Annotated in this window: 23 protein-coding genes; 9 read left to right on the plus strand and 14 right to left on the minus strand. The window is 67.2% G+C overall.

Translation table 11 applies throughout. The features are described from left to right. Positions 1–33: 33 nt before the first annotated feature. Positions 34–1131 (minus strand): adenylate/guanylate cyclase domain-containing protein, encoded by a 1098-nt coding sequence (locus ACQR3U_RS19190; RefSeq protein ID WP_006550996.1) that lies wholly within the window; start codon positions 1129–1131, stop codon positions 34–36. 140 nt (positions 1132–1271) lie between these two features. Between ACQR3U_RS19190 and ACQR3U_RS19195 the strand changes: the two genes are divergently transcribed. Next, positions 1272–2108, plus strand: a complete 837-nt coding sequence (locus ACQR3U_RS19195; RefSeq protein WP_219129543.1) for a DUF6319 family protein — start codon at positions 1272–1274, stop codon at positions 2106–2108. A 48-nt stretch (positions 2109–2156) separates the two neighbouring features. Further along, a complete protein-coding gene (locus ACQR3U_RS19200) occupies positions 2157–2819 on the plus strand; it encodes a hypothetical protein (protein WP_006550994.1) in 663 nt (220 codons plus the stop codon). Positions 2820–2853: 34 nt separating this feature from the next. Here ACQR3U_RS19200 and ilvD read toward each other — a convergent pair whose 3' ends face one another. Together ilvD and ACQR3U_RS19210 are read right to left on the minus strand one after the other, a co-directional pair. Continuing rightward, complete coding sequence (gene ilvD / locus ACQR3U_RS19205; protein WP_064851672.1) at positions 2854–4551, minus strand: dihydroxy-acid dehydratase; 1698 nt, start codon at positions 4549–4551, stop codon at positions 2854–2856. Then, entirely contained in the window at positions 4548–5114 is a 567-nt protein-coding gene (locus ACQR3U_RS19210; RefSeq protein ID WP_230811169.1) for a TIGR03086 family metal-binding protein, read from the minus strand. The genes ilvD and ACQR3U_RS19210 overlap by 4 nt, the downstream gene beginning before the upstream one ends. Positions 5115–5228: 114 nt before the next feature. Between ACQR3U_RS19210 and ACQR3U_RS19215 the strand changes: the two genes are divergently transcribed. The 3 genes from ACQR3U_RS19215 (at position 5229) to ACQR3U_RS19225 (ending at position 8404) form a co-directional block, all read left to right on the plus strand. After that, complete coding sequence (locus ACQR3U_RS19215) at positions 5229–6224, plus strand: aldo/keto reductase (RefSeq protein ID WP_230811184.1); 996 nt, start codon at positions 5229–5231, stop codon at positions 6222–6224. A 40-nt stretch (positions 6225–6264) separates the two neighbouring features. After that, the gene (locus ACQR3U_RS19220; RefSeq protein WP_230811168.1) at positions 6265–7539 is read left to right on the plus strand and encodes an MFS transporter; all 1275 of its coding nucleotides are present in this window, start codon (positions 6265–6267) and stop codon (positions 7537–7539) included. A gap of 172 nt (positions 7540–7711) precedes the next feature. Further along, on the plus strand, positions 7712–8404 hold the full coding sequence (locus tag ACQR3U_RS19225) for a GTP pyrophosphokinase (RefSeq protein WP_230811167.1): 693 nt from the start codon (positions 7712–7714) through the stop codon (positions 8402–8404). Between the two features lie 85 nt (positions 8405–8489). Here the strand turns inward: ACQR3U_RS19225 and ACQR3U_RS19230 are convergent, their stop codons facing one another. The 9 genes from ACQR3U_RS19230 to ACQR3U_RS19270 form a co-directional block, all read right to left on the minus strand. Continuing rightward, positions 8490–9128 (minus strand): hypothetical protein, encoded by a 639-nt coding sequence (locus ACQR3U_RS19230; RefSeq protein ID WP_230811166.1) that lies wholly within the window; start codon positions 9126–9128, stop codon positions 8490–8492. Further along, on the minus strand, positions 9091–9540 hold the full coding sequence (locus ACQR3U_RS19235) for an LpqN/LpqT family lipoprotein (RefSeq protein ID WP_230811165.1): 450 nt from the start codon (positions 9538–9540) through the stop codon (positions 9091–9093). Before ACQR3U_RS19235 ends, ACQR3U_RS19230 begins: the two co-directional genes overlap by 38 nt. Further along, positions 9537–10481: a hypothetical protein gene (locus ACQR3U_RS19240; protein ID WP_230811164.1), complete on the minus strand. Its 945-nt coding sequence runs from the start codon at positions 10479–10481 to the stop codon at positions 9537–9539. Before ACQR3U_RS19240 ends, ACQR3U_RS19235 begins: the two co-directional genes overlap by 4 nt. Next, a complete protein-coding gene (locus ACQR3U_RS19245) occupies positions 10478–11476 on the minus strand; it encodes a hypothetical protein (RefSeq protein WP_230811163.1) in 999 nt (332 codons plus the stop codon). The genes ACQR3U_RS19240 and ACQR3U_RS19245 overlap by 4 nt, the downstream gene beginning before the upstream one ends. After that, positions 11473–11772, minus strand: coding sequence for a hypothetical protein (locus ACQR3U_RS19250; protein WP_230811162.1), 300 nt, complete (start codon positions 11770–11772; stop codon positions 11473–11475). Before ACQR3U_RS19250 ends, ACQR3U_RS19245 begins: the two co-directional genes overlap by 4 nt. A gap of 265 nt (positions 11773–12037) precedes the next feature. Beyond that, entirely contained in the window at positions 12038–12886 is an 849-nt protein-coding gene (locus tag ACQR3U_RS19255) for a 3-hydroxybutyryl-CoA dehydrogenase (RefSeq protein WP_006553692.1), read from the minus strand. A 59-nt stretch (positions 12887–12945) separates the two neighbouring features. Next, positions 12946–14103: an acyl-CoA dehydrogenase gene (locus ACQR3U_RS19260; RefSeq protein WP_230811161.1), complete on the minus strand. Its 1158-nt coding sequence runs from the start codon at positions 14101–14103 to the stop codon at positions 12946–12948. A gap of 123 nt (positions 14104–14226) precedes the next feature. Next, entirely contained in the window at positions 14227–14973 is a 747-nt protein-coding gene (locus tag ACQR3U_RS19265) for a TetR family transcriptional regulator (RefSeq protein ID WP_006553690.1), read from the minus strand. Positions 14974–15009: 36 nt separating this feature from the next. Further along, positions 15010–16590 carry an acyl--CoA ligase family protein gene (locus ACQR3U_RS19270; protein WP_230811183.1) on the minus strand — a complete coding sequence of 527 codons (1581 nt, stop codon included), beginning with the start codon at positions 16588–16590 and terminating at the stop codon, positions 15010–15012. Positions 16591–16785: 195 nt separating this feature from the next. On the opposite strand from ACQR3U_RS19270, the gene ACQR3U_RS19275 reads away from it, so the two are divergent. Then, on the plus strand, positions 16786–17646 hold the full coding sequence (locus ACQR3U_RS19275; RefSeq protein ID WP_230811160.1) for a LuxR C-terminal-related transcriptional regulator: 861 nt from the start codon (positions 16786–16788) through the stop codon (positions 17644–17646). Between the two features lie 16 nt (positions 17647–17662). Here the strand turns inward: ACQR3U_RS19275 and ACQR3U_RS19280 are convergent, their stop codons facing one another. Beyond that, entirely contained in the window at positions 17663–18442 is a 780-nt protein-coding gene (locus ACQR3U_RS19280) for a 3'-5' exonuclease (RefSeq protein WP_064851662.1), read from the minus strand. Positions 18443–18549: 107 nt separating this feature from the next. Then, positions 18550–19134: an LppU family putative lipoprotein gene (gene lppU, locus ACQR3U_RS19285; protein WP_230811159.1), complete on the minus strand. Its 585-nt coding sequence runs from the start codon at positions 19132–19134 to the stop codon at positions 18550–18552. Positions 19135–19192: 58 nt separating this feature from the next. On the opposite strand from lppU, the gene ACQR3U_RS19290 reads away from it, so the two are divergent. The 3 genes from ACQR3U_RS19290 (at position 19193) to ACQR3U_RS19300 (ending at position 21980) form a co-directional block, all read left to right on the plus strand. Continuing rightward, complete coding sequence (locus ACQR3U_RS19290; protein WP_006553685.1) at positions 19193–20257, plus strand: ATP-dependent DNA ligase; 1065 nt, start codon at positions 19193–19195, stop codon at positions 20255–20257. Between the two features lies 1 nt (position 20258). Continuing rightward, positions 20259–21311 (plus strand): DNA polymerase domain-containing protein, encoded by a 1053-nt coding sequence (locus ACQR3U_RS19295; RefSeq protein ID WP_230811158.1) that lies wholly within the window; start codon positions 20259–20261, stop codon positions 21309–21311. A 117-nt stretch (positions 21312–21428) separates the two neighbouring features. Beyond that, on the plus strand, positions 21429–21980 hold the full coding sequence (locus ACQR3U_RS19300; RefSeq protein WP_230811157.1) for a DUF6764 family protein: 552 nt from the start codon (positions 21429–21431) through the stop codon (positions 21978–21980). The last annotated feature ends 2 nt before the right edge of the window (positions 21981–21982 follow it).

Here is a 21982-nt window from a genome sequence, read left to right on the forward strand (position 1 = left end):
GGGGTTGTACTTCGACTGTTGTCAGCCTGCCGGTCACAGACCCATGTCCTCGTCGTGCAGACCCTCCACGCCCACCGCCGCCTTCTTCTCCTCGCGCGGACGACGCAGGACGTACAGCCGCGAATGCTGGAAGTCCCGCAGCCGCAGCGTGCGCACCGTCTGGAAGCGGAACTCCTCGCAGTCGGAGAGGGCGTCGGCGAGGTTCTCGTCGACGAGGATCGTGCCCGGCCGCGCCGCGCCGGTGAGACGGGCCGCGATGTTGACGACCGAACCGAACAGGTCGCCGAAGCGCGGCAACGCCTGGCCCCACGCCAGTCCGATCCGCAGGTCCGGATAGTCCTTCTGGGACCTGAACGAATCCTGCAGTTCGAGGGCGATCCGTGCGGCGTCGACCGGACGTTCGGCCGCGAACATCACCTCGTCGCCGACGGTTTTGATCACCCAGCCGTTGTGCCGGGCGATGACGTCGGAGACCTCCGATTCGAAGTAGTCGAGCAGCTCGCTCAGCGCGGCCGCATCGATCTGCCGGGTCAACCGTGTGTAGCCGACCATGTCGGCGAAACCGACGACCAACTCGTGGAGCTCCCCGGAATCCTGCGGGCGCGCGGCGGCCCGGGCGGTCGTGGCCACCAGGTGCCGACGCCACATGTGGCTCTGGAGGCTCAGCGTGAGCTCGGTCGTGCGATCGACGATGTGGTCGATCAGCGCGCGGATCTCCTCTTCCTGCGGGGGAGTCTCCGTTTTCGCGTAGGCGGAGGCCAACTGGGTGAAGACGTGGGTGTTGAGCAGATTCAGTTGCCACTCGGTCAGCCGCGACATCGACTGTCCGATCGACCGGGCCGCGGGCACCTCGAGGCTTTCGTCGATCGCGCCGCTCGCGATGATGGCCGCCGTCGCACGCAGGGCCTCGACGTCGCCGTCGGTGAACATCACGACGTCGGGATCGGGATCGACGGTCAGACCGAGTGCCTGCCACAGCCGGCGCACCCGCGCAGGTGCGAGCCCGCACAACTCGGCCACCTCGTTCAGGGTGTAACGAAGAGGACCACCGAGCAGCGCGTTCTCCAGCTGTGACTGGATCACGGACAGCACGTCGGTTCCTGAGGCAGGTGCCGGATCGGACGGGGTCACTCCTCCATCCTTACCGTGCCCCGGACCCATGCGCGCGGCAGGTCGTATCGAACAGGTGTACAGGCGTGTCGTACGGATGTGCGACAGTGACCGACATCGAAGCCCTGCCGACCCTTCGGCGAACCGAGAAAGGACGTCGCATGTCGCCCCGCAGACGCGCGGACCACCTGACGGAGGAACAACTCGGAGAGCTCGGTGCCGCTCTCGCCGAGGGGCGCCGCGCGACCGTCTACCTCGTCGAGGGCATTCCGAGTCTCGGCATCGACCCGGGGACGTCGGCGCGGGTGGTATCGATCAGCGGCAGCACCGTGATGGTGCGGCCGAAGGGCGTCGACGACGAGTTGCCGTTCGAGACCGACGAATTGCGCGCCACCCGCGAGCCGGCCGGAACGAAGCGCGCACCGACGAAGACCGCGCGCACGTCCGGTGGTGCGAAGCCCGCTCCGGCGAAGGCAGCTCCCGCGAAGGTGCCACCTGTGCAACCCGCGACCCCACGGGCTACCGCATCCAGGCCTGCTGCACAGAAGCCTGCCCCCCAGAAATCCGAGAGCCCAGCAGTCGCTGCGGTTCCCCGCGCCCAGGAGAAGAAGCCCGTGACCCAGACGACCCCCGCTTCGTCCGACACTCCCGCCTCCCGGCCGCCTGCACCGGCGAAGCCGAAGGCCCCGGCCCGCAAAGCGAAGAAGGCGCCGTCGATCACGATCACCGTCACGATCGACCCGGAGAACGAGTGGACGGTGGGGGTCGCGCACGGCACCCGCAAGGTCGGTAAGCCCGCAACGGTCGCACCCGACGCCGTCGAACGTGCGGTGAAGGAACTCGGCGATCCCACGGCCACCGAGGCCGTCCAGTCGGTGATCGAGGAGGCGCGTCGCGCGGCCGAGGAGCGGGTCGCGCAGCTCAGCCGCGAGCTCGAGGAGGCCCGTCAAGCTCTGGAAAGCTTGGGCGCAACCCGGAAATCCGGCGGAAACCTCTAGTACGCTCAGCCCGACGGCTGCCGGACGGCGCAGCGCAGGAGGGCCTCCATGTTCAGAAAACTGGTTGTTGCAATCGCGAGCGCGGTCGCGCTGGTCGGCGCGGGTTCCGGGGTGGCCGTCGCGGCTCCTCCGGTCACCCTCGGTGGCGGTTCGGGCATCACTCTCGGAGACAACGGGCAGGACATCTTCGACTGCACGCTCACCACGATCGGCAACGACGCCGCCGGACGCCTCGTGGGTCTCACTGCCGCGCACTGCGGCTCTCCCGGCATGACGGTGAAAGCCGAATACGACCTCGCTGCCGGCTCGGTGGGCCGCATCGTGTCGACCAACGAACGGCTCGACTACGCCGTGATCGAGTTCGACCGGAGCAAGGTCGTTCCGGTCAACCGCGTCGGCAACGTGACGATCACCGGCCTCGGTGCCCCCGCGGGCTTCCCGAACATCGCTTGCAAGGAAGGCCGCACCACGGGCAACACCTGCGGCATCGTCTGGGGCGACGTGTTCGGCTCGCAGGAGACCTGGACGCAGGTGTGCGTCATCGAAGGCGACTCGGGCGCACCGCTCGTGGTGGGCACGACGCTCGTCGCGATGGTCAACGCCTACCTGCTCGCGCCATGCGCCGGCCCCGAGGTCGGAACGAACATCGACGTGATCATGGCCGACATCAACGGTCGGGGCGGGCCGGGCGCAGGTTTCCGTCCGATCTAGCAGCACCCCCGGAGCGGGAGGGTTCACCCGACCCTCATCCGCACACCGCACCGTTCGATGCGGAACCGACCAGCTTCGTGTACTTCGCCAGTACACCCCGGGTGTAGCGCGGCGGCAGTGGCTCCCAGCACTGTCGCCGCGTTTCCATTTCCTTCTCGTCGACCAGCACGTCGAGCAGGCCGTTCGAGACGTCGAGACGGATCCGGTCGCCGTCGCGGACGAAGGCGATGGGGCCGCCGTCGACGGCCTCCGGGGCGACGTGCCCGACGCACAACCCGGTGGTACCACCGGAGAATCGTCCGTCGGTGAGCAGCAGGACGTCCTTGCCGAGCCCGGCACCCTTGATCGCACCGGTGATCGCGAGCATCTCGCGCATGCCCGGGCCGCCCTTGGGACCCTCGTACCGGATGACCACCACGTCGCCTGCGGTGATGGTGCCGTCCTCGAGCGCGTCCATCGCGGCGCGTTCGCGTTCGAAGACCCGCGCCGTTCCCTCGAAGACCGACTCGTCGAAGCCTGCGGACTTCACCACCGCTCCGCCGGGAGCGAGACTGCCCCGCAGGATCGTGATGCCCCCCGTGGGGTGGATGGGGTCGCTCAGGGCACGCAGCACCTTGCCGTCCGGGTCGGGTGGCCTGATGCCGGCGAGGTTCTCGGCCACGGTGTTCCCGGTGACGGTGAGGCAGTCACCGTGCAGCAGACCCGCGTCGAGCAGCGCCTTCATGATGACCGGGACGCCGCCGATGTGGTCGACGTCCTTCATCACGTGCCGGCCGAACGGTTTGACGTCGGCGAGATGCGGCACCCGCGCACCCACGCGGACGAAGTCGTCGAGGCTCAGATCCACCTGCGCCTCGTGCGCGATCGCGAGCAGGTGGAGCACGGCGTTCGTGGATCCCCCGAAGGCCATGACCACCGCGATGGCGTTCTCGAACGCCTCCTTGGTGAGGATGTCGGAGGCCGTGATTCCGCGACGCAACAACTCGACCACCGCCTGTCCGCTGCGCCGGGCGAAACCGTCGCGGCGACGATCCGTGGCGGGCGGCGACGCGCTTCCCGGCAGCGACATGCCGAGCGCTTCGGCCGAGGCGGCCATCGTGTTCGCGGTGTACATGCCGCCGCACGCACCCTCGCCGGGGCAGATGGCACGCTCGATCGCGTCGAGGTCGGTCTCGGACATCAGGCCCCGCGCACACGCCCCGACCGCTTCGAAGGCATCGATGATCGTCACGTCGCGTTCGGTGCCGTCGGACAGTTTCGCGATGCCCGGCAGGATCGACCCGGCGTACAGGAAGACGGCGGCGAGATCGAGGCGGGCGGCAGCCATGAGCATGCCGGGCAGGGACTTGTCGCATCCCGCGAGCAGCACCGAGCCGTCGAGTCGCTCGGCCTGCATCACCGTCTCGACGCTGTCGGCGATGACCTCACGGGAGACCAGGGAGAAGTGCATACCCTCATGCCCCATCGAGATCCCGTCGGACACGGAGATGGTGCCGAATTCGAGCGGGTAACCGCCCGCGGCGTGCACGCCCTCCTTCACCGATCGCGCGAGGCGTTCGAGCGGGAGGTTGCAGGGGGTGATCTCGTTCCACGACGACGCCACACCGATCTGCGGCTTGCCCCAGTCCTCGTCTCCCATCCCCACCGCACGGAGCATGCCGCGCGAGGCGGCCTTCTCCATGCCGTCGGTGACGTCGCGGCTACGGGGCTTGATATCGGGTCGGTCCGTCATGACGCCTTCCTGGGGTCGCGGCCGGTGAGGGCGATGAGCCGGTACTGCGGGGACGCATCGTCGGGGACCGGGACGGGATCGGCGAACAGACCGCTCGAGGCGAGCATGTCCTTCTGCGGTTCGATGTCGGCGAGCACGGCCTCGACGAGGTCGGCGTCGAGCGTTTCGTCGGCACCGATGGCCCGGGCGAGATCCCAGGTGTGCACGGTGATGTCCGCGACCTGCTGTTTCATGTAGTCGAGGCACGGGACGGTGCCGTAGGACAGGTGGACCTCCTGGGACGGTGACGCCATCGCCCACGCGGCGGTCGCCTGCTCGGCGAAGCGTGCCCATTCGGCGGCGAGATCGTCCCCGATCGGTTCGAGTACGGCCTTCGCGTCGTCGAGGGAACGGCCGGAGAGCAGCGGCTGGATCCAGCGCTGCTCGTCGACCATGTGCCACACCAGGTCGGTGACGTCCCACTCGGTGTCCGGGGTGGGTGCGTGCCAGTCGCGGATCTGCGCGACACGGTCGTCGAACTCGCGACGCGCGGTTCGTTGCAGGGAAAGCCAGTCGGTCACCATGGATCTCAGCCTAGGGCGCAGGCTGCTCGGATCACGGCGATTTCAACTCCTGCGATCATGCGCGGGATGCGGGACGATCGGGAGTCGCACCGTGTCGTCGTCGAGGAGAAGTACATGCCTGTCCCCACCGTCCAGCTCGCGCCCGGTCTCGTCGTCAGCGCCCAGGGTTACGGCGCGATGTCCGTCGCCCCCGCATACGGCGAGGTGAATCTCGACGAGGCGCTCGCGACCCTGCACCACGCCGTGGATCTGGGCATCACCTTCATCGACACCGCCGACGTCTACGGCGACGGCACCAGCGAGAAGGTGGTCGGCACGCTGCTCGCCGACCGGCGGGACGAGGTCCAGCTGGCGACGAAGTTCGGTCTCGTCGGCGCGGTCGGCGGCACGGGCACCGCCAACCGTCGCATCAACGGCCGTCCCGAATACGCGAAGCAGGCCATCGACGAGTCGCTCGGGCGTCTCGGCGTCGACCTGTACTACCTGCACCGCGTGGATCCTGACGTGCCGGTCGAGGATACGGTCGGTGCCCTCGCCGAACTCGTGCAGGCCGGCAAGGTGCAGCACATCGGACTGTCGGAGGCCACGGGCGACGAACTGCGCCGCGCGCACGCCGTCCACCCGATCGCGGTGATCCAGTCGGAGTGGAGCATCGTCTCGCGCGACGTCGAACGGCACGTGGTGCCCACCGCCGCCGAACTCGGCATCGGCTTCGTGCCGTACTCGCCGGTGAGCCGGGGGCTGCTCACCGACGCCTTCGATCCCGGACAGGTCGCCGAGAACGACCTGCGCAAGCGCTTCCCGCGCTTCGACGCCGACGCCCTGCCGACCAACCTCGCGGTCCGTGAAGAGGTGCGGGCGGTTGCGAAGGAGGCGGACGCGACCATCGCGCAGATCGCCCTGGCATGGCTGGATGCGAAGGGGCGCGAGTTCGGGTTGCCGTCGGTGTCGATCCCCGGCACCCGCTACGCGAATCGCGTCACCGAGAACGCCGGAGCGCTCGACGTGACGCTCACCGACGAGCAGGTTGCACGGCTGGATCGTCTCGCCGACAAGGTCGCCGGTCCGCGTGCGGCCGACCCGATGTGGGTGTCGCTCGGACGTGAGTAATCAGCACCGTTAACAGACCGACGCGTATCGTCCTTGTGACATGAGGGCATGGCTGGTCTGGGGTATCGGAGTCTTCGCCTACATCGTCGCCGTCCTCCACCGGACGGCGTTCGGTGTCTCCGGACTCGCCGCCACCGAACGCTTCGATATCTCACCGTCGGTGCTGTCCGGCTTCGTCGTCCTCCAACTCATCGTCTACGCGGGGATGCAGATCCCGGCCGGTGTGCTCCTCGACAGGTTCGGTTCGCGGCGGATGATCGCGACCGGCGCCGTGATCCTCGCCGTCGGTCAGGCGATCCTCGCCCTCACCGAGTCGCTGCCGGTCGCGTATCTGGCCCGAGTGCTGGTCGGTGTCGGTGACGCCCTGACGTTCATCTCGGTGCTGCGGCTCGTGCCGGTGTGGTTCGCGCCGCGCCGCGTGCCTGTCGTTTCGCAGCTGACGGGCATCTTCGGCCAGCTCGGCCAGGTGCTGTCGGCGGTGCCGTTCGTCCTGCTGCTCACCGGCACCGGATGGACGGCCGCCTACGGCAGTGCCGCGGCGCTCGGCCTGCTCGCGTGCGTGCTGGTGTTCGCGGTCGTGCGCGACACCCCGCCCGGTGAGACGCGCGAAGCCACCGCGTCAGGGCTGCGGGAGGTGATCGGCGGGCTCGGCACGGTGTGGCGGCGCCCCGGCACCAAACTCGGCTTCTTCACCCACATGGGCACGCAGTTCTCGGTGACGACCTTCGCGCTCATGTGGGGCGTGCCGTATCTGGTCTCCGCTCAGGGCCTGTCACCCGCGGCGGCCGGCTCGATGCTGACCGTCTCGGTGGTCACCGCCATCTCCGCCGGACCCATCCTCGGCGTGCTGTCGGGACGCTTCCCGACCAGACGCTCGTGGCTCGTGCTCATGATCATCCTCGCCAGCGCAGTGACGTGGTCGGCGGTGCTCGCCCTGCCCGGACCCGCACCGCTGTGGCTGCTCGTGGTGCTCGTCGTCGTCATCTCGGTGGGCGGGCCGGGATCGATGATCGGCTTCGACTACGCCCGCACCTTCAATCCCGGGACCGCGCTCGGCACGGCCAACGGCATCGTCAACATCGGTGGCTTCCTCGCGACACTGCTGGTCGTGCAGACGATGGGCATCGTGCTCGACCGGCTCGGCGGCTACACCTTCGACGCCTTCCGCGTCGCGTGGTTCGCGCAGTATCCGATCTGGGTGATCGCGCTTATCGGGGTGCTCGTGACCCGAGGACGCGCCCGCCGCGAGGCCGGCATCGAAGCGCGTTCGCTGCGGGCGGTCGTGCTCGACCGACTCGGTCGGGGTAAGCGCTGAACTCGGTTGGGGCAAGCACTGGGCTTCGAGGCGTCCGGATGCCTCGATCGACGATCGGCGGGAGTCCTGCTCGAGTGGACCGTCTCGCATCACTGCAGGTCAGAGCGGTCAGAACCGCCTGTCGTGGTCGGACTGGCAGACTCGATCCCGGAAGTGATCGAGGAGGAATCGAGTGAAGACGACGGTGGGCGAACCCGAACCAGGGCTGCCGGCACCGGACGAGGTGCCGGCAGCCCTGGTGGCAGTGGAGCATCTCGCGCAAGATCTGCGACGCGCACTCATGGTGTACAAGTTCGGCATCGACGAGATGATGACGAAGATCAACATCCTGCGCGAGGAGTTCACCTACGCCCGCGAGTACAACCCGATCGAGCACGTGAAGTCGCGGTTGAAGAGCCCCGAGTCGATCCTCGCCAAGGCGGAACGGAAGGGTGCGCCCGCCTCGCTCGACGGCATCCGCGAGGCCGTCCGCGATATCGCAGGCATCCGCATCACGTGCAGCTTCACGTCGGACGTCTACCGAATCATCGACATGATCACGAGCCAGCTCGACGTGACGGTCGTCGAGATCGAGGACTACATCGCCCGCCCGAAACCCAACGGGTACAGCAGCGTGCACGTGATCGTCCAGATCCCGGTGTACATGTCCGACCGGGTCGAGCGCGTCTACGTCGAACTGCAGATCCGCACGGTCGCCATGGACTTCTGGGCGAGCCTGGAACACAAGATCTACTACAAGCACGACCGCGAGGTACCGGACGAACTGCGCGAAGAACTCCGCCTCGCCGCGGAAACTGCGCGCAATCTGGACCTGCGGATGGAAGCACTGCACCGCCGCGTCCACGGCCCGAACAACGGGAACTGACCGAGGTACGCAACATGGGGTGAAGGCTCGCAACGTGGTCGGTCACTGTCGGCGTTGCGAACCCACCACCGGTGTTGCGTGCCCATCACCATTCCCACTGTTGACGCGGGATCTTCCGCGCGATACGTAAGCGTTCACGCACAGGGAGGGGACGGAGGAGTTCTGGGGCCTCGGGTGTGGTGACGAGATGGCGATCTTCGGGACACCGATGGAGACGGTCGACGAGCCCGAGCAGCGTGTGGGGTTCGCTGACGAGAACGTACGCCGGAACGGTCAACGAATCCGGTTTGTCGTGCCCCATGCGAGGTGGAGTCGGTTCATAGCCGGGTACGTGCAGACGGATGAGCGGATTGTGTGTAGACGCCCCGCTACCCGAGACGGTGTAGACATCGGCAGCCACTTCCCGGATCTCGTCCCATCGAACGAACACGTCCGAAACGCCACGCCGCACGAGCCATGTAATCATGAAAGCACCCGCTACTGTCATGCAGGAGAACACGACGGACAGCTGAACGGGAAGTATCCTCACGTAAGGAATCTCGATGCCAGGGCTGTGAACGTCGTCTCGGTACTGCTGGATCCTCGGATGCACACCGAATCGGTGGAAGCCGGCTCGCTCGAATCCCCAGGCCGAACTTGACGCCGTCATCACAGCGAGACAGAACCCCAGGGCGATGGCTCCGCCGTCATCCGCTCGTCGAACGTCGACGGTCTTCTGCAGCACAAGGATTCCGGTCCCGGCCAGGAACACGCCGAGGCAGAGCGACTCGATAGGAGCCTTGGACGATCACCGATCGGTGCCCGCGGAAATCGGATGTGTCGCGGAACCTCTCCCTCCATGCGGGCAGTTCGCGAACTTCATTCCCCGCGACCTCCAGCAGTTCGTCCGTCGGCCGCCATTTCGACAGTGCGCCGTGGAGGAGTACGGCGTTGGGTGCCCAATCATCCATGACGGACTGGGGAGCTACGAGAACCGTATGTGCGTGCGGAAAGACATCGCGGGGGAGTGTGATCCAGCCTTCCGGCGCCTGGGATTCCGGTTGCGGGTGCCGCGGATCGTCCGGGTCGCAGGGGCTCAGTTCGACTTCGCGTGCTGCGAGGTAGTCGGAGAGCGTCGTCTGAAGCGAAGCATTCATCGAGACGCCTCCTGGTGGCGTGCCATCCGGAATCGCCCTCGCAAAGGCGGTGGTCTGAGAAGTTCGGCCGCGTCCTCCCGAGCGAGGAGTGTGCGGTCGTGTGGACGTTCATGCATTCGTCGGGCCAGGGCCAGGAGTGTGTTGGGTTCTGCGATGAGCCAAGTGCAGACGATGGCGAGAATGTGTTCTTCGTCGTGGGGGATGCGCGCTTCCGGGGGAATCCGTCCGGTCGTGTGGATGTGGATCATCGGAGTCCGGACGTCGCCGTATCCGGAACGGGTCACGATATCCGTTCCGGCGATGCCCTCGATATCGTTCCAATGCACAAATTGCACGGTGGCATTGTTTCGTCGGAGCTTGCGAGAACGTACGACTCTTTCGATTCCGTGTGGATACAACCCCAGTGTGGTGGGAAGTCGGAACCAGATGAACGCCGCCGCCATGAGCAAGAGAACGATCCCACCCACGAGCGCGAAGATTGCAGTGGTTCGGGGGTCGTAACCATGCGGCAACTCGGATCTGTCGGTGATGTAGACGTTCAGAGCAGAGATGGCCAAACCGGTAAGGCCGTTGAAGATAAGCATGGCAACAGCCAGGCTGGGAAGGGTGAGTCCTCCCGGCACAACGATTCCGATTCCGAGCTCAGAATGTTTATTACTCCTGACCCGCTTGGAATGCAATACATTTCGAATCCCGCCGTGCCTGAACGCTGCGACACTCATGAGTAGCATCGACGTTCCGAACACTACCGAGCCGATTGTGGATATCGATTCTTCGTGCCCGACGTTCACCAGTGCATCCCCGAGGGACCATACAGCCAGAACAGCAGCGAAGACCCCGCCCATGCACCACCCGATTCGCAGTTGCTGCGGCCAACGAGGGTCGAAGAACGAATCGATGTGAGTTCGATATCGGTCCGGCGGAACGTTTTCGGTCGTCACCACAACTCCTGGATTTTCTTGGATGCGTACCATGTGGCTGCGCCGCCACCTATGAGGCCGGCAACGAAGCCCGCTGCAGTGCCGACTCCCGGGACGACCGAACCGCCCACTGCCCCGATGAACGCCGCTGAAAGTTTCGATGCGGCTACGGCACCGAGCATGCCGGCAACGGTTCCGGCGCTCTCGGAGACTATTGCCTCGGTGGGATCCATCCCTCCCTTGATGTCGTTGACGATCGCAGGAACGGTGCCTACTGCAGCGGCAGCCGGGTTCATTCCGCGCGCGATGTTGCGTGCGACATCGTCGCCCGAGGCCACCGCCGCGTCGGTCAGGAGTTCCTTGGTAGCTCCGGACATTGCGCTGATGGACGACGCTGCGATGGTGGATGGCCAGTCCGGCCACCAGGAGAACTCGCCGTTCTCGTTCTGCACGACCTTCCCCGGCACCGCGGCATCCCTGGCTGCTTCGAGTACCGCAACGGCAGCGGTGATGCGATCGGCAGTTTCGGTTGCGGCTCGCGACGCCTGTTCGAGAGCGCCGGTGACGGTGTGGGTCAGTTCCGTTGCTTCGTGTTCGAGGCGGACGCGGGCCTCTGCGACGGCTTCGGCCGGCAGCGTCGCCGAGAGGATGTGGATCTGGTCGGAGGGGTCGACGGTGCCGTCGTCGTGCACGGTGAACCCGGACTGTTCGGCGCCGCCCACGACCGACAGGAGGTGCAGGCGGGTGCCTTCGACGAGCCACGCGCCGGTGCGGTACGCCTCCGCGACCTGCAGGAGGGCTTCGGCGATGGCGCTGCCCAATGAGCGTTCGCGGACCACTCGCGCGGCGGCGGCACGTGCGGCGTCGCCGGACCATCGCTCGGCGAGCACATCCTGCTCGGTGAGCAGAGCTTTCATGCGGTCGTCGAGTGTGTCGACGAGCACGTCGAGGTGGTCGGCGGTGATTCGCAGCGCGTCGGGATTCCAGGACCGGACCGCAGCGACTCCCGGTCTCATCCGTGCTGATCCATCGCCGGGAGTGCAGCCACGAAGTCCGTCTCTGCGACGACGTAATCGTTCGCGGCGCCGTCGGTGATGTCGACGATCTCGCGCAGGCGACTGCACACGTTGCCGAGTGCTTGATCGGTGGCGGTGAAGGCTCGTGCGCAGACGGCCGCGAATTCTGTTCCGGGAAGTGCCGATTGCGACACGGCATACGGTTCGCCGACGTCCCAGTCGTTCATCGCGTCGGCGGTGTCCGCCACGAAGGCTGCGAATGTGCGCAGCACTTCAGGATCTACGTGCAATGTCACCACTGCCCCCCGACAGAATCCCCCGATACGTCCGGGTGGGGACGATAGCAGACGGCGCCCTCACGGAACCGGAGCGGACCGTCGGGCGACTTCGAGCGGGGCATCGGTCGTGCGCGAGGTACGCAACACGTAGTGAAGGTTCGCAACGCCGGCAGTTGCTGGCCGTGTTGCGAACCCGGAACTGCTGTTGCGTACCCCCGGCTGTCCGGATGCGCAGACGCCCCCGCCGTTCCGAGAAGGAACGGCAGGGGCGTCCGAGTGAGGCCTACTTGTAGCTGTAGAAGCCCTCGCCGGTCTTGCGACCCAGGCGACCCGCGTCGACCATGCGGCGCAGCAGTGCCGGGGGTGCGTAGTGCGGCTCGGCGAACTCGTCGTACAGCGACTGCGCGGCGTTGAGGGTGATGTCGAGGCCGACGGTGTCGATGAGGGTCAGCGGTCCCATCGGGTAGCCGCAGCCGCCCTTCATCGCGGCGTCGATGTCTTCCTTCGTCGCGTAGCCCGACTCGAGCATGCGCACTGCCGAGCACAGGTACGGGATGAGCAGGGCGTTGACGATGAAACCCGCACGGTCGCCTGCGCGCACGGCCGTCTTGCCGAGGGTGTTCTTCGCGTAGTCGAACACCGTGTCGGCGGTGGCCTCGTCGGTGGTGAGCGCCGAAATGATCTCGACGAGCGGCATCACCGGCACCGGGTTGAAGAAGTGCACGCCCACGACCTTGCCGGGCCGCTGCGTCGCCTGCGCCATCTTGATGACGGGGATCGACGACGTGTTGGTGGCGAGGATGCCTTCGGGCTTCACGATCTTGTCGAGCTCGGAGAAGATCTCCACCTTGAGAGACTCGATCTCGGGGGCGGCCTCGACGACGAGGTCGCGGTCGGCGAACTCCTTCAGGTCGAGGGTGACGCGGATCCGTCCGAGGACCGCGTCGGCGTCCTCTTGCGTGATCTTGCCGGACTTGACGCCACGTCCGATCGACTTCTTCAGACGCTCGCGTGCCGCGGCGGCGAACTCCTCGGTGGTCTCCTTGACGAGGACGTCGCTACCGGCCTTGGCGCACACCTCGGCGATACCGGCACCCATGGTGCCGCCACCGATCACGCCTACCTTTTCCACTGCCACTGCGGTAACTCCTGATCGCTTCGATGTTCCGGGGGTAACCTACGCGACCGGTGTCAGCGCAGCAGCGCGCGCGACATGACGACGCGTTGGATCTGGTTGGTGCCCTCGTAGATCTGCGTGATCTTCGCGTCGCGCATCATGCGCTCGACCGGGAAGTCGGTGGTGTAGCCGGCGCCACCGAACAGCTGCACGGCGTCGGTGGTGACCTCCATGGCGACGTCCGACGCGAAGCACTTCGCGGCGGCCGAGATGAAGCCGAGGTTGGGCTCGCCGCGCTCGGCGCGAGCGGCGGAGGTGTAGACCATCAGGCGTGCGGCCTCGACCTTCATCGCCATGTCGGCGAGCATGAACTGCACACCCTGGTTGTCGGAGATCGGGCGGCCGAACTGCTTGCGGTCCTTGACGTAGGCGGTCGCCGCGTCGAGGGCGCCCTGGGCGAGGCCGACGGCCTGCGCACCGATGGTGGGGCGGGTGTGGTCGAGGGTCGCGAGAGCGGTCTTGAAGCCGGTGCCCGGCTCGCCGACGATGCGGTCGCCGGGGATGCGGCAGTTCTCGAAGTACAGCTCGGCGGTGGGGGAGCCCTTGATGCCGAGCTTCTTCTCCTTCGGTCCGACGACGAAGCCCTCGTCGTCCTTGTGGACCATGAAGGAGGAGATGCCGTTGGCGCCCTTCTCGGGGTCGGTGACGGCCATGACGGTGTACCAGGTGGACTTACCACCGTTGGTGATCCAGCACTTGGAGCCGTTGAGGATCCAGTCGTCGCCGTCGGCCTTGGCGCGGGTGCGCATGGAGGCGGCGTCGGAGCCGGCTTCGCGCTCGGACAGCGCGTAGGAGGCCATCGCGCCGTTGACGATGGCGGGGAGGACCTTGGCCTTGAGTTCGTCGGAGCCGCGGAGGATCAGGCCCATGGTGCCGAGCTTGTTGACGGCGGGGATCAGCGAGGAGGAGCCGCATACTCGGGCGACCTCTTCGATGACGATGCAGGCGGCGATCGAGTCGGCGCCCTGGCCTTCGAACTGCTCGGGCACGTGGATGGCGTTGAAGCCCGACTTGTTGAGGGCGTCGAGGGCTTCCTGCGGGAAGCGGGAGTTCTCGTCGACGTCCTTGGCGTAGGGCGCGATCTCCTTCTCGGCGAGCGCGCGGATGGCCTCGCGCAGCGCGTCGTGCTCCTCGGAGAGCTTGAACAGATCGAAGTCGGGATTGAGGGCCATGACGGCGGACTCCTTACGGCACGCGGTGCCAGATTTGCGAACGTAGCTCCCTCGACGATATCGGGGCGAGGGTTCGCGACGTGACGGAATGAGTCGATTGTAACCACGGCACTCAGTGCCAGGTCAACGGCGCTGCTGTGCGCCTTCGAGTTGGAGCCGAACCTGCTCGGCGATCTCGGCCGGTGTCAGGTGGGCCGGATAGGTCACCACCGCGACCGCCGGCGGAGCCGGCGCGACCTTCCCGTTCGTCGCGCCTTCGGGCACCGGAACCACCCCGTACGTGCGGCGGAGCTCGAGCAGCTCCTGCTCGAGGCGTTCGGCAGTGGCGGTCTCGTCGCCGCGGATCATCGCGCGCAACACGAAATTGTGCGTGGCGGTCATCGCCGCCGCGAAGCTGACGGTGCGCACCGGCTTCTCCGTCGGGACGGCGGCGCGCAGGAAGTCGGTGAACAACCGCTCGTAGCGGTAGGTGGTGACGAGTTCGCGCTCCCGCAGCGCCGGCACCCGCTGCACCACCCGATACCGCCACACCGCCAGCTCGCGCCGGTCCCGGAAGTGCCCGAAGACGAGCTTGGCCCCCTCGCAGGCCGCCGCCCACGGATCGTCGAAATCCTGCGAGAGGTACTCGGCGACCTGCTCGAGCAGCGACTCGTGATCGGCGAAGATCACGTCCTCCTTCGACCGGAACTGCCGGAAGAAGGTCCGCCGCGACACCCCTGCGGCCGCGGCGATCTGCTCGACGGTGGTCGACTCGTAGCCGAACTCGGAGAACAAACGGATCGCCTGCGTGACGACATGCACCCGGAACTGGGCGGGATCGGGGCCCGTCGAATCGAGGCGACGGGTGCTGTTACCGGTACCGGATGTCATGGCGTCGAGTATCCAATGCAGTCGTGAGGGGTCGGCTCACCCCTCGGCGGCTTCGGCCGATCGCAGCTCGAACTTCAGGATCTTGCCGGTCGAGGTGCGGGGCAGCTCCAGCGGGAAGACGATGTCGCGCGGCACCTTGTACCCGGCGAGCAGCGTGCGCGTGTAGTCGATGATCTCCTCGGCCGTGACCGATTCGCCCTTCTTCAGGATCACGAACGCCTTGGGACGCTCACCCCACTTCTCGTCCGGAACGCCGACGACCGCGACGTCGAGCACCGCCGGGTGGCTGACGATCGCCTGCTCGACCTCCACGGTCGAGATGTTCTCGCCGCCGGAGATGATGATGTCCTTCGCGCGGTCCTTGAGCTGGATGTATCCGTCCGGGTACATCACGCCGAGGTCGCCGGTGTGGAACCAGCCGCCGCGGAACGCCTCCTCGGTCGCGTCCGGGTCCTTGTAGTAGCCGAGCATGACGTTGTTGCCGCGCAGCACGATCTCGCCCATGGTCTCGCCGTCGGCGGGCACGTCGTTCATGTCCTCGTCGACGACCCGCGCGGTCTCGGCCTGCAGCATGCCCACACCCTGACGGGAGAGCAGCGCGGCGCGTTCGTCGGCCGGCTTGTCGTCCCAGCTGTCCTGGTACTCGCAGATCGTGTACGGGCCGTACACCTCGGTGAGTCCGTAGACGTGGACAACCGTGATGCCGATCTGTTCGAGCTGGGCGATCACCGTCGGCGACGGCGGCGCGCCGGCCGTGGTGATCCGCAACGGACGGTCGAGTGGATGAGCCTGCTCGGCGTTCGCGATGGTCGAGCACACCGCGGGCGCACCGCACAGGTTGGTGACACCGAGGATGTCGATGGCATCCCAGATCGCGTCGGCCCGCACCGCCCGCAGGCAGATGTGGGTGCCCGCCGCAGCGGTCACCGCCCAGGGCGTACACCAGCCGTTGCAGTGGAACATCGGCAGTGTCCACAGATACTTGCTCTGCCCGTCGAAGCTGTTGTGGAAGGTCTCGCCCAGCGAGTTCAGGTACGCGCCGCGATGGGTGTACATCACGCCCTTGGGTTTGCCTGTCGTGCCCGAGGTGTAGTTGAGGGTGATGACGCCGAGCTCGTCGTCGACGCTCCACGGCAGCGGCGTCGCATCGAGCGAGTCGGCCTGCGCGAGGAACTCGTCGTACCGGGCGGTGGCCACCCCGGCGGGTACCTCGGGAGCGGGCACGGTGGAGTCGGGGACCTCGATGATCTCGGCGACGCCCGGAACGTTGTCGCGGACCTTCGCGACCGATCCGAGCAGTTCTGAGTCGACGAACAGCAGCTTCGTCTCGGAGTGGTCGAGGATGTACTCGAGTTCCGGCCCGGCCAGGCGCGAGTTCAGCGCGACCAGCACACCGCCTGCGAGCGGAACCGCGAAATGCGCGATGAGCATCTCGGGCACGTTCGGAGTCAGGTACGCGATCTTGTCGCCCGGCTCGATACGGCTGCGCAGCACGCGCGCGAGCCGCTGCGCCTCGTCGGCGAACTCGGCGTAGGTGTACGTGCGGTCGCCGTGGATGATCGCGGTGCGATCCGGGAACACCGCCGCGGACCGTTCGAGGAAGCGCAGCGGGCTCATCTGGCTGTAGTTCGCGGCTCCGGTCGAGCCGGGACGGACGGGGGCGATGGACACGGATACCTCCGGGGTGGCCTACTCGGATTCCGGCGTCTTCTGTGATCGTTGCAACACCGGGCGATGTGCAGGTTACAAATCGTGGAACTGGCCCCTCTACCCTCGAAAGTGGGTGTTCGGAGGGAAGAGCAGGAGCAATCGATGGATGTCGCCGTGCCGGGTGTGTTGCGTCCCGACGATCTCCACACCCTCCGCGCCACGCTGCGCGACCTCGAGGCGACGACGGAACTGCCGGTGCTCTTCGGTGGCGCGGTGCAGGGCTCGGACGTCGTCCTGTCCGGATTCGTCGGAACCCGCGGTCGTGCCCTGCGCAATCTGGTGATCGCCGCCGAACGTGGACTCGGCGGTCGGGTGGTCGTCGAACAACGTCCCGGCGCGGTCGCCGACTACTTCACCTCCCCGCACATCACCCACCACTACGATCGGCAGGTCGCGGGTGAGGGAATCGAGTCGTTGCTCGCCGTGCCGGTCGTGGTGCGCGGACGCACCCGGGCGGCGATCTACGGCGGGCTGAGGGTCAACCGGTCCATCGGCGACGTCGTGGCGGAGAAGGTCGTGCGGTCGGCCGCGGAGCTGGCGCGGGAGATCGAGATCCGCGACGAGGTCGATCGCCGCGTGTCGCTGATCGGGAACACGCGGGCCGCGCACGGCGCCACCGTGCCTGCCTCCGTCTCCGAAGCGCTGACGGAAAGTCTCGTCGCGTTGCGGGCGATCGCGGCTCGGACCGATGATCCGTCGATCAGGGAACAGGTACGAACGGTCGAGGAGACCTTGACCCGGGCGCGCGACGGCGTATCGCACCCGCGGACGCATCTGACCGCGCGCGAGCACGACGTGCTGAGTCATGTGGCGCTGGGCTGCCGCAACGCGGAGATCGCCGACAGGTTGTCGCTGCGCGTGGAGACGGTGAAGACCTATCTGCGTAACGCCATGGACAAACTCGATGTGCGCAGTCGGCACGCGGCGGTCGTCGAGGCGCGGCGGCAGGGACTGCTGCCCTGATCGACCGCACTCCTGATCAGCGGCGGCGCAGTCGCCGGAAGAACTCGCGGATCGCGCGCAGCGCGCGTCGGAACCTGGTCTCGGTCGCGGGACGCTCGAGGACATCGGTACCCACCGGCGTGGGGAGCCGGACGGGCCAGCTGTCGTCGACGTCGACGACCTCGCGACCCAGCCCGCGCAGGTACTCGGCAAAGCTGCGTTGCCGTTCGGCGTGCCAGGCGGCCTGATCGGCCATGATGTCGAGTTCGGCGAGCTCGGGAAATCTCGCCACGAGCGCGCGGGTCAGGTGGCCGGCGGCGAGCGCGTCGGCCTCGGCCTCGTGCGGATTCGGCAGCGACACCCCGTACGCCTCGCACACCGCCTGCAGTGTGCGCCTGCCGGGCCGGCTGCGGTCCATCTCCCGGTCGATGACGTACGGGTCGACGACCGTGCCGATGTCGAGCCCCGTCAGGCCGAGCCGGCGTCCTTCGGCGTCGAGGACCGTCAGGTCGTAGCTGGCGTTGAATGCGACGACGATGTGGCCGCGCGCCCACGCGTCGCTCACGGCCTGCCGGATCTGCTTGTATCCCTCGAGATAGTCGAGTCCTTCGGCGCGGGCGTGGGCGGTGGTGATGCCGTGGATCGCGGTGGTCTCCTCGGGTATCGCGATACCCGGGTCGAGCAGCCACGAGCGTGTGCCGATGCGATCGCCGTCGAAGGTCGCGACGCATGCCGTGACGATGCGGGCGTTGCGGGGATCCCGGTCGGTGGTCTCGAGATCGAACGCGCAGATCGGTCTGTCCGGCCAGTGCGTCATGTTCCGTCCTCGCGTCCGTCGGATGATGATCTGTCGAACGCATTGTTGCGGGAGGCACCGACATGCTCCGTCGCGGCCGCGACGGGCATCCGCACAAGGAGAGAACCTCAGATGGTGTCGGTGCAGACCACGAAGTTGCGTTCCCGGTACACGAACCCCCCCTCGGACGTGGAGCAGTCGTTCACGTCGGAGGTGTCGAACAGGATCTCGGTGACCTCCTCGCCCTGGACCGCGGGCTCACCGCAGTCGATGCGCTGCGGATCCTCGCCGCCGAGGTCGATGCAGTCGCCCACCACCCAGTCGATGTCGAGACACAACGCGCCGACCTCGATGCCGCCGAAGGACTCGTAGTAGGTCTGGTCGATGTCGCCGGGGCACATGGCACTGGCATCGACGACGTCGACGACCTTGTAATTCGAGCTCGGGCTGCCGCACACCGCGTAGTCGATGGTCGCGTCGTCGACCGTGCCGCCGAGCGCGACGCATTCGCCGACTGCGACGTCGACGCTCAACTCGGTCGACGACGACGCCGACGGGGTCGTGGTGGGTAGGGAGAAGGACGGCGCCGTGGACGTGTCCAGGGCGTTCGCGGCGGGCACGGCCTGCCCTTCGACCTGGGGCGCGCATCCTCCGAGCACCCCTGCTGCCGCCAACGCCATCGCGGCACCGGCCGCCCCTCGGAGAATGTTCATGGTCGAAGAGCCTACGGAAGTGCTGCCGGTACCCGTACAGGGTGGAACGATGTGCCGCATGGACCTGCCTGTGGTGCCGCCGCTCGCCCCGATGCTCGCCAAGGTCTCCTCCACCGTCCCCTCCCAACCCGAAGACGGTCCCGACGAGTGGTCCTACGAACCCAAATGGGACGGTTTCCGGGCGATCGTCTTCCGCGACGGTGACGAGGTGGTTCTCGGCTCGCGCGGAGGCAAGGACCTTGTGCGCTACTTCCCGGAACTCGCCGACGCCGCGCGCGCCGAACTGCCCCGCAGGTGCGTGGTCGACGGGGAGATCGTCGTCCCGCGCGAACACGACGGCCGCACCCGACTCGACTGGCAGGCGCTGTCCGAGCGGATCCATCCGGCCGCCAGCCGGGTCACGATGCTCGCCGAGCAGACACCGGCCGTGTTCGTCGGTTTCGATCTGCTCGCTCTCGCCGACGAGAATCTCATGGAGACCCCGTTCGCGGAGCGGCGCGCGCGGCTGCGGTCCGAGATCGGCGGGGGTAAGAGCTGTCATGTCACCGTGGCCACGACCGACACCGATACCGCCCGCCGCTGGTTCGAGGAGTTCGAAGGGGCCGGCCTCGACGGCGTGATCGCCAAGCGACTCGACGGGCTCTATGTGCCCGACAAGCGGGAGATGCTCAAGCTCAAACATGCCCGCACCGCCGACTGCGTCCTCATGGGCTACCGCATGCACAAGAGCGTCGAGGGCATCGGGTCGTTGCTGCTCGGGCTCTATCACGACGGCGAACTCGCGATGGTCGGCGGAGCCTCGGCGTTCACGCGGGAGCGGCGCGAGGAACTGCTCGCCGAACTGCAACCGCTGCGACTCGGGGACGACGTCGTCGAGCAGGGTGAACCGACGCGGTGGCGTTCGGCGGTGGACCGCAGCTGGGTGCCGTTGCGTCCCGAACGTGTCGTGGAGGTCGCGTACGACCAGATGGAAGGTGTGTCGGGAGCGGGGATGCGGTTCCGGCACGCAGCGAAGTTCCTGCGGTGGCGTCCCGACCGTGACCCCGAGAGCTGCACGTTCGACCAGCTGGAGGTGCCGGTGCGCTACGACCTGTCGGATGTGCTCGACCGGACGGAGGACTGACATGGCCACGAAGCGTTCGCCCGCGGAGGAGTTGGACGTCGACGGCACGCCCGTGCGGTTGTCGAACCCCGACAAGATCTACTTCCCGCAGCTCGGCGCCGCGGGTGGCACGAAGCGGCACCTCGTGGAGTACTACCGCAGGGTCGCCACCGAGTTCGACGCACCGATCCTGACGGCTCTGCGCGATCGGCCGACGCATCTGCAGCGCTTTCCCGACGGCATCGAGGGGGAGGAGATCTATCAGAAGCGGGCACCGGTCAAGCGACCCGACCACGTGGCGACCTGCGAGATCACGTTCCCGTCGGGGCGTACCGCCGATGCGCTGCGTGTGTGTTCGGCTGCCGACGTGGTGTGGGCGGCCAATCTCGGGTGCGTGACCTTCCATCCGTGGCCGGTGCGCTGCGGCGACACCGACCGTCCCGACGAATTGCGCATCGACCTCGACCCGCAACCGGGAACCGATTTCGGCGACGCGCGGGCCGTGGCGCTGGAGGTCGTGCGCCCGCTTCTCGACGAACTGGGACTCGCCGGATATCCCAAGACGTCCGGTGGGCGGGGACTCCACATCTATCTGCGGATCGTGCCCGAATGGGATTTCGTCGGAGTCCGTCGTGCGGGGATCGCGCTCATGCGTGAGATCGAGCGGCGCAGCGACGGGCGGGCGACGACGGCGTGGTGGAAGGAAGAGCGCGGAGAGCGGCTCTTCCTCGACTACAACCAGAACGCGCGCGACAAGACGATCGCCTCGGCCTACTCGGTCCGTCGCACCCCGATCGCGACCGTCTCGACTCCGCTGACCTGGGACGAGCTGGTCGACGCCGAACCTGACGACTTCACGATCGCCACGGTGCCGGATCTGCTGGCGAAGCGCGGCGATCCGATGGCGGATCTCGATGCGCATGCGCACTCGCTGGACGTTCTGCTCGAGATGGCCGAACGGGACGAGGCGAACGGTATCGGCGACCTGCCGTATCCGCCGAATCACCCGAAGATGCCGGGGGAGCCGAAGCGCGTCCAACCATCCCGCGACACCGACCGGACAAAGGACACGTGAACCGGAACGTTCGGGGAATCGCGTCCCTGTCGTGACCTCGAGTATGAGTCCTCCCGAGGTGCGAGTCCATAAACTGTCCGAGAGAACAGTCACTCGAGGTTCGGAAGGGTCGATGTCGTGATTCGCTCGTGGGCGTCCGGTCGGGTTCTCGGCGTCGGGGCAGTATTCGCTGCCGCCATCGGGGTCGGTTTCCTCATTCCTCAGACCGCGTCCGCGGCCACGACGTGCACGGCACCGCCGGGTGCCGCGGCCGAGATCGTGCAGATCGACGGGGGCGAAGCGTGTGGTGCGTCCACCGACGGCACCGCCGAGGCGTGGAGCTATGCCGAGCGGGGCGTGGGATTCGCCGATGCCCGCAGTGCCGCACAGGTGGTGGCCGCCGGATTCGACGGCGGTGTCGGCGCCGGGGAAAGCACGTCGGGACGGCTGTTCGCGATCGGCGTGGGGGAGGAGGCCCTGGCGCTCGGTGTGCTCGAAAGTCCGGGCACGGCGGTCGTCGCCGCGGGTCCGCAGTCGCAGGCCTATGTGGGCGACGCCGACGATCCGGTGTTGTGCGAGGGCACGGCGGCGGCCGCGTTCGAACTCGAGGCCGCACGCGGGTGTGTCGTGCTGGGCGACTTCCGGTACTTCACTCCTGGCGCGCAGACGCCGCCGTCGCCCCTGCCGTAGAT

The sequence above is a fragment of the Rhodococcus sp. IEGM1339 genome (assembly GCF_050321925.1).
Taxonomy (GTDB): domain Bacteria; phylum Actinomycetota; class Actinomycetes; order Mycobacteriales; family Mycobacteriaceae; genus Rhodococcus; species Rhodococcus pyridinivorans.

Excerpts from the sequence above, each read along its gene's own strand:
- ACQR3U_RS19195 (WP_219129543.1), top strand. The coding sequence starts at position 1,272 with ATGTCGCCCCGCAGACGCGCGGACCACCTGACGGAGGAACAACTCGGA.
- ACQR3U_RS19200 (WP_006550994.1), top strand. The coding sequence starts at position 2,157 with ATGTTCAGAAAACTGGTTGTTGCAATCGCGAGCGCGGTCGCGCTGGTC.
- ilvD (WP_064851672.1), bottom strand. The coding sequence starts at position 4,551 with ATGACGGACCGACCCGATATCAAGCCCCGTAGCCGCGACGTCACCGAC.
- ACQR3U_RS19210 (WP_230811169.1), bottom strand. The coding sequence starts at position 5,114 with ATGGTGACCGACTGGCTTTCCCTGCAACGAACCGCGCGTCGCGAGTTC.
- ACQR3U_RS19215 (WP_230811184.1), top strand. The coding sequence starts at position 5,229 with ATGCCTGTCCCCACCGTCCAGCTCGCGCCCGGTCTCGTCGTCAGCGCC.
- ACQR3U_RS19220 (WP_230811168.1), top strand. The coding sequence starts at position 6,265 with ATGAGGGCATGGCTGGTCTGGGGTATCGGAGTCTTCGCCTACATCGTC.
- ACQR3U_RS19235 (WP_230811165.1), bottom strand. The coding sequence starts at position 9,540 with ATGAATGCTTCGCTTCAGACGACGCTCTCCGACTACCTCGCAGCACGC.
- ACQR3U_RS19245 (WP_230811163.1), bottom strand. The coding sequence starts at position 11,476 with ATGAGACCGGGAGTCGCTGCGGTCCGGTCCTGGAATCCCGACGCGCTG.
- ACQR3U_RS19260 (WP_230811161.1), bottom strand. The coding sequence starts at position 14,103 with ATGGCCCTCAATCCCGACTTCGATCTGTTCAAGCTCTCCGAGGAGCAC.
- ACQR3U_RS19265 (WP_006553690.1), bottom strand. The coding sequence starts at position 14,973 with ATGACATCCGGTACCGGTAACAGCACCCGTCGCCTCGATTCGACGGGC.
- ACQR3U_RS19270 (WP_230811183.1), bottom strand. The coding sequence starts at position 16,590 with ATGAGCCCGCTGCGCTTCCTCGAACGGTCCGCGGCGGTGTTCCCGGAT.
- ACQR3U_RS19275 (WP_230811160.1), top strand. The coding sequence starts at position 16,786 with ATGGATGTCGCCGTGCCGGGTGTGTTGCGTCCCGACGATCTCCACACC.
- ACQR3U_RS19280 (WP_064851662.1), bottom strand. The coding sequence starts at position 18,442 with ATGACGCACTGGCCGGACAGACCGATCTGCGCGTTCGATCTCGAGACC.
- lppU (WP_230811159.1), bottom strand. The coding sequence starts at position 19,134 with ATGAACATTCTCCGAGGGGCGGCCGGTGCCGCGATGGCGTTGGCGGCA.
- ACQR3U_RS19290 (WP_006553685.1), top strand. The coding sequence starts at position 19,193 with ATGGACCTGCCTGTGGTGCCGCCGCTCGCCCCGATGCTCGCCAAGGTC.
- ACQR3U_RS19295 (WP_230811158.1), top strand. The coding sequence starts at position 20,259 with ATGGCCACGAAGCGTTCGCCCGCGGAGGAGTTGGACGTCGACGGCACG.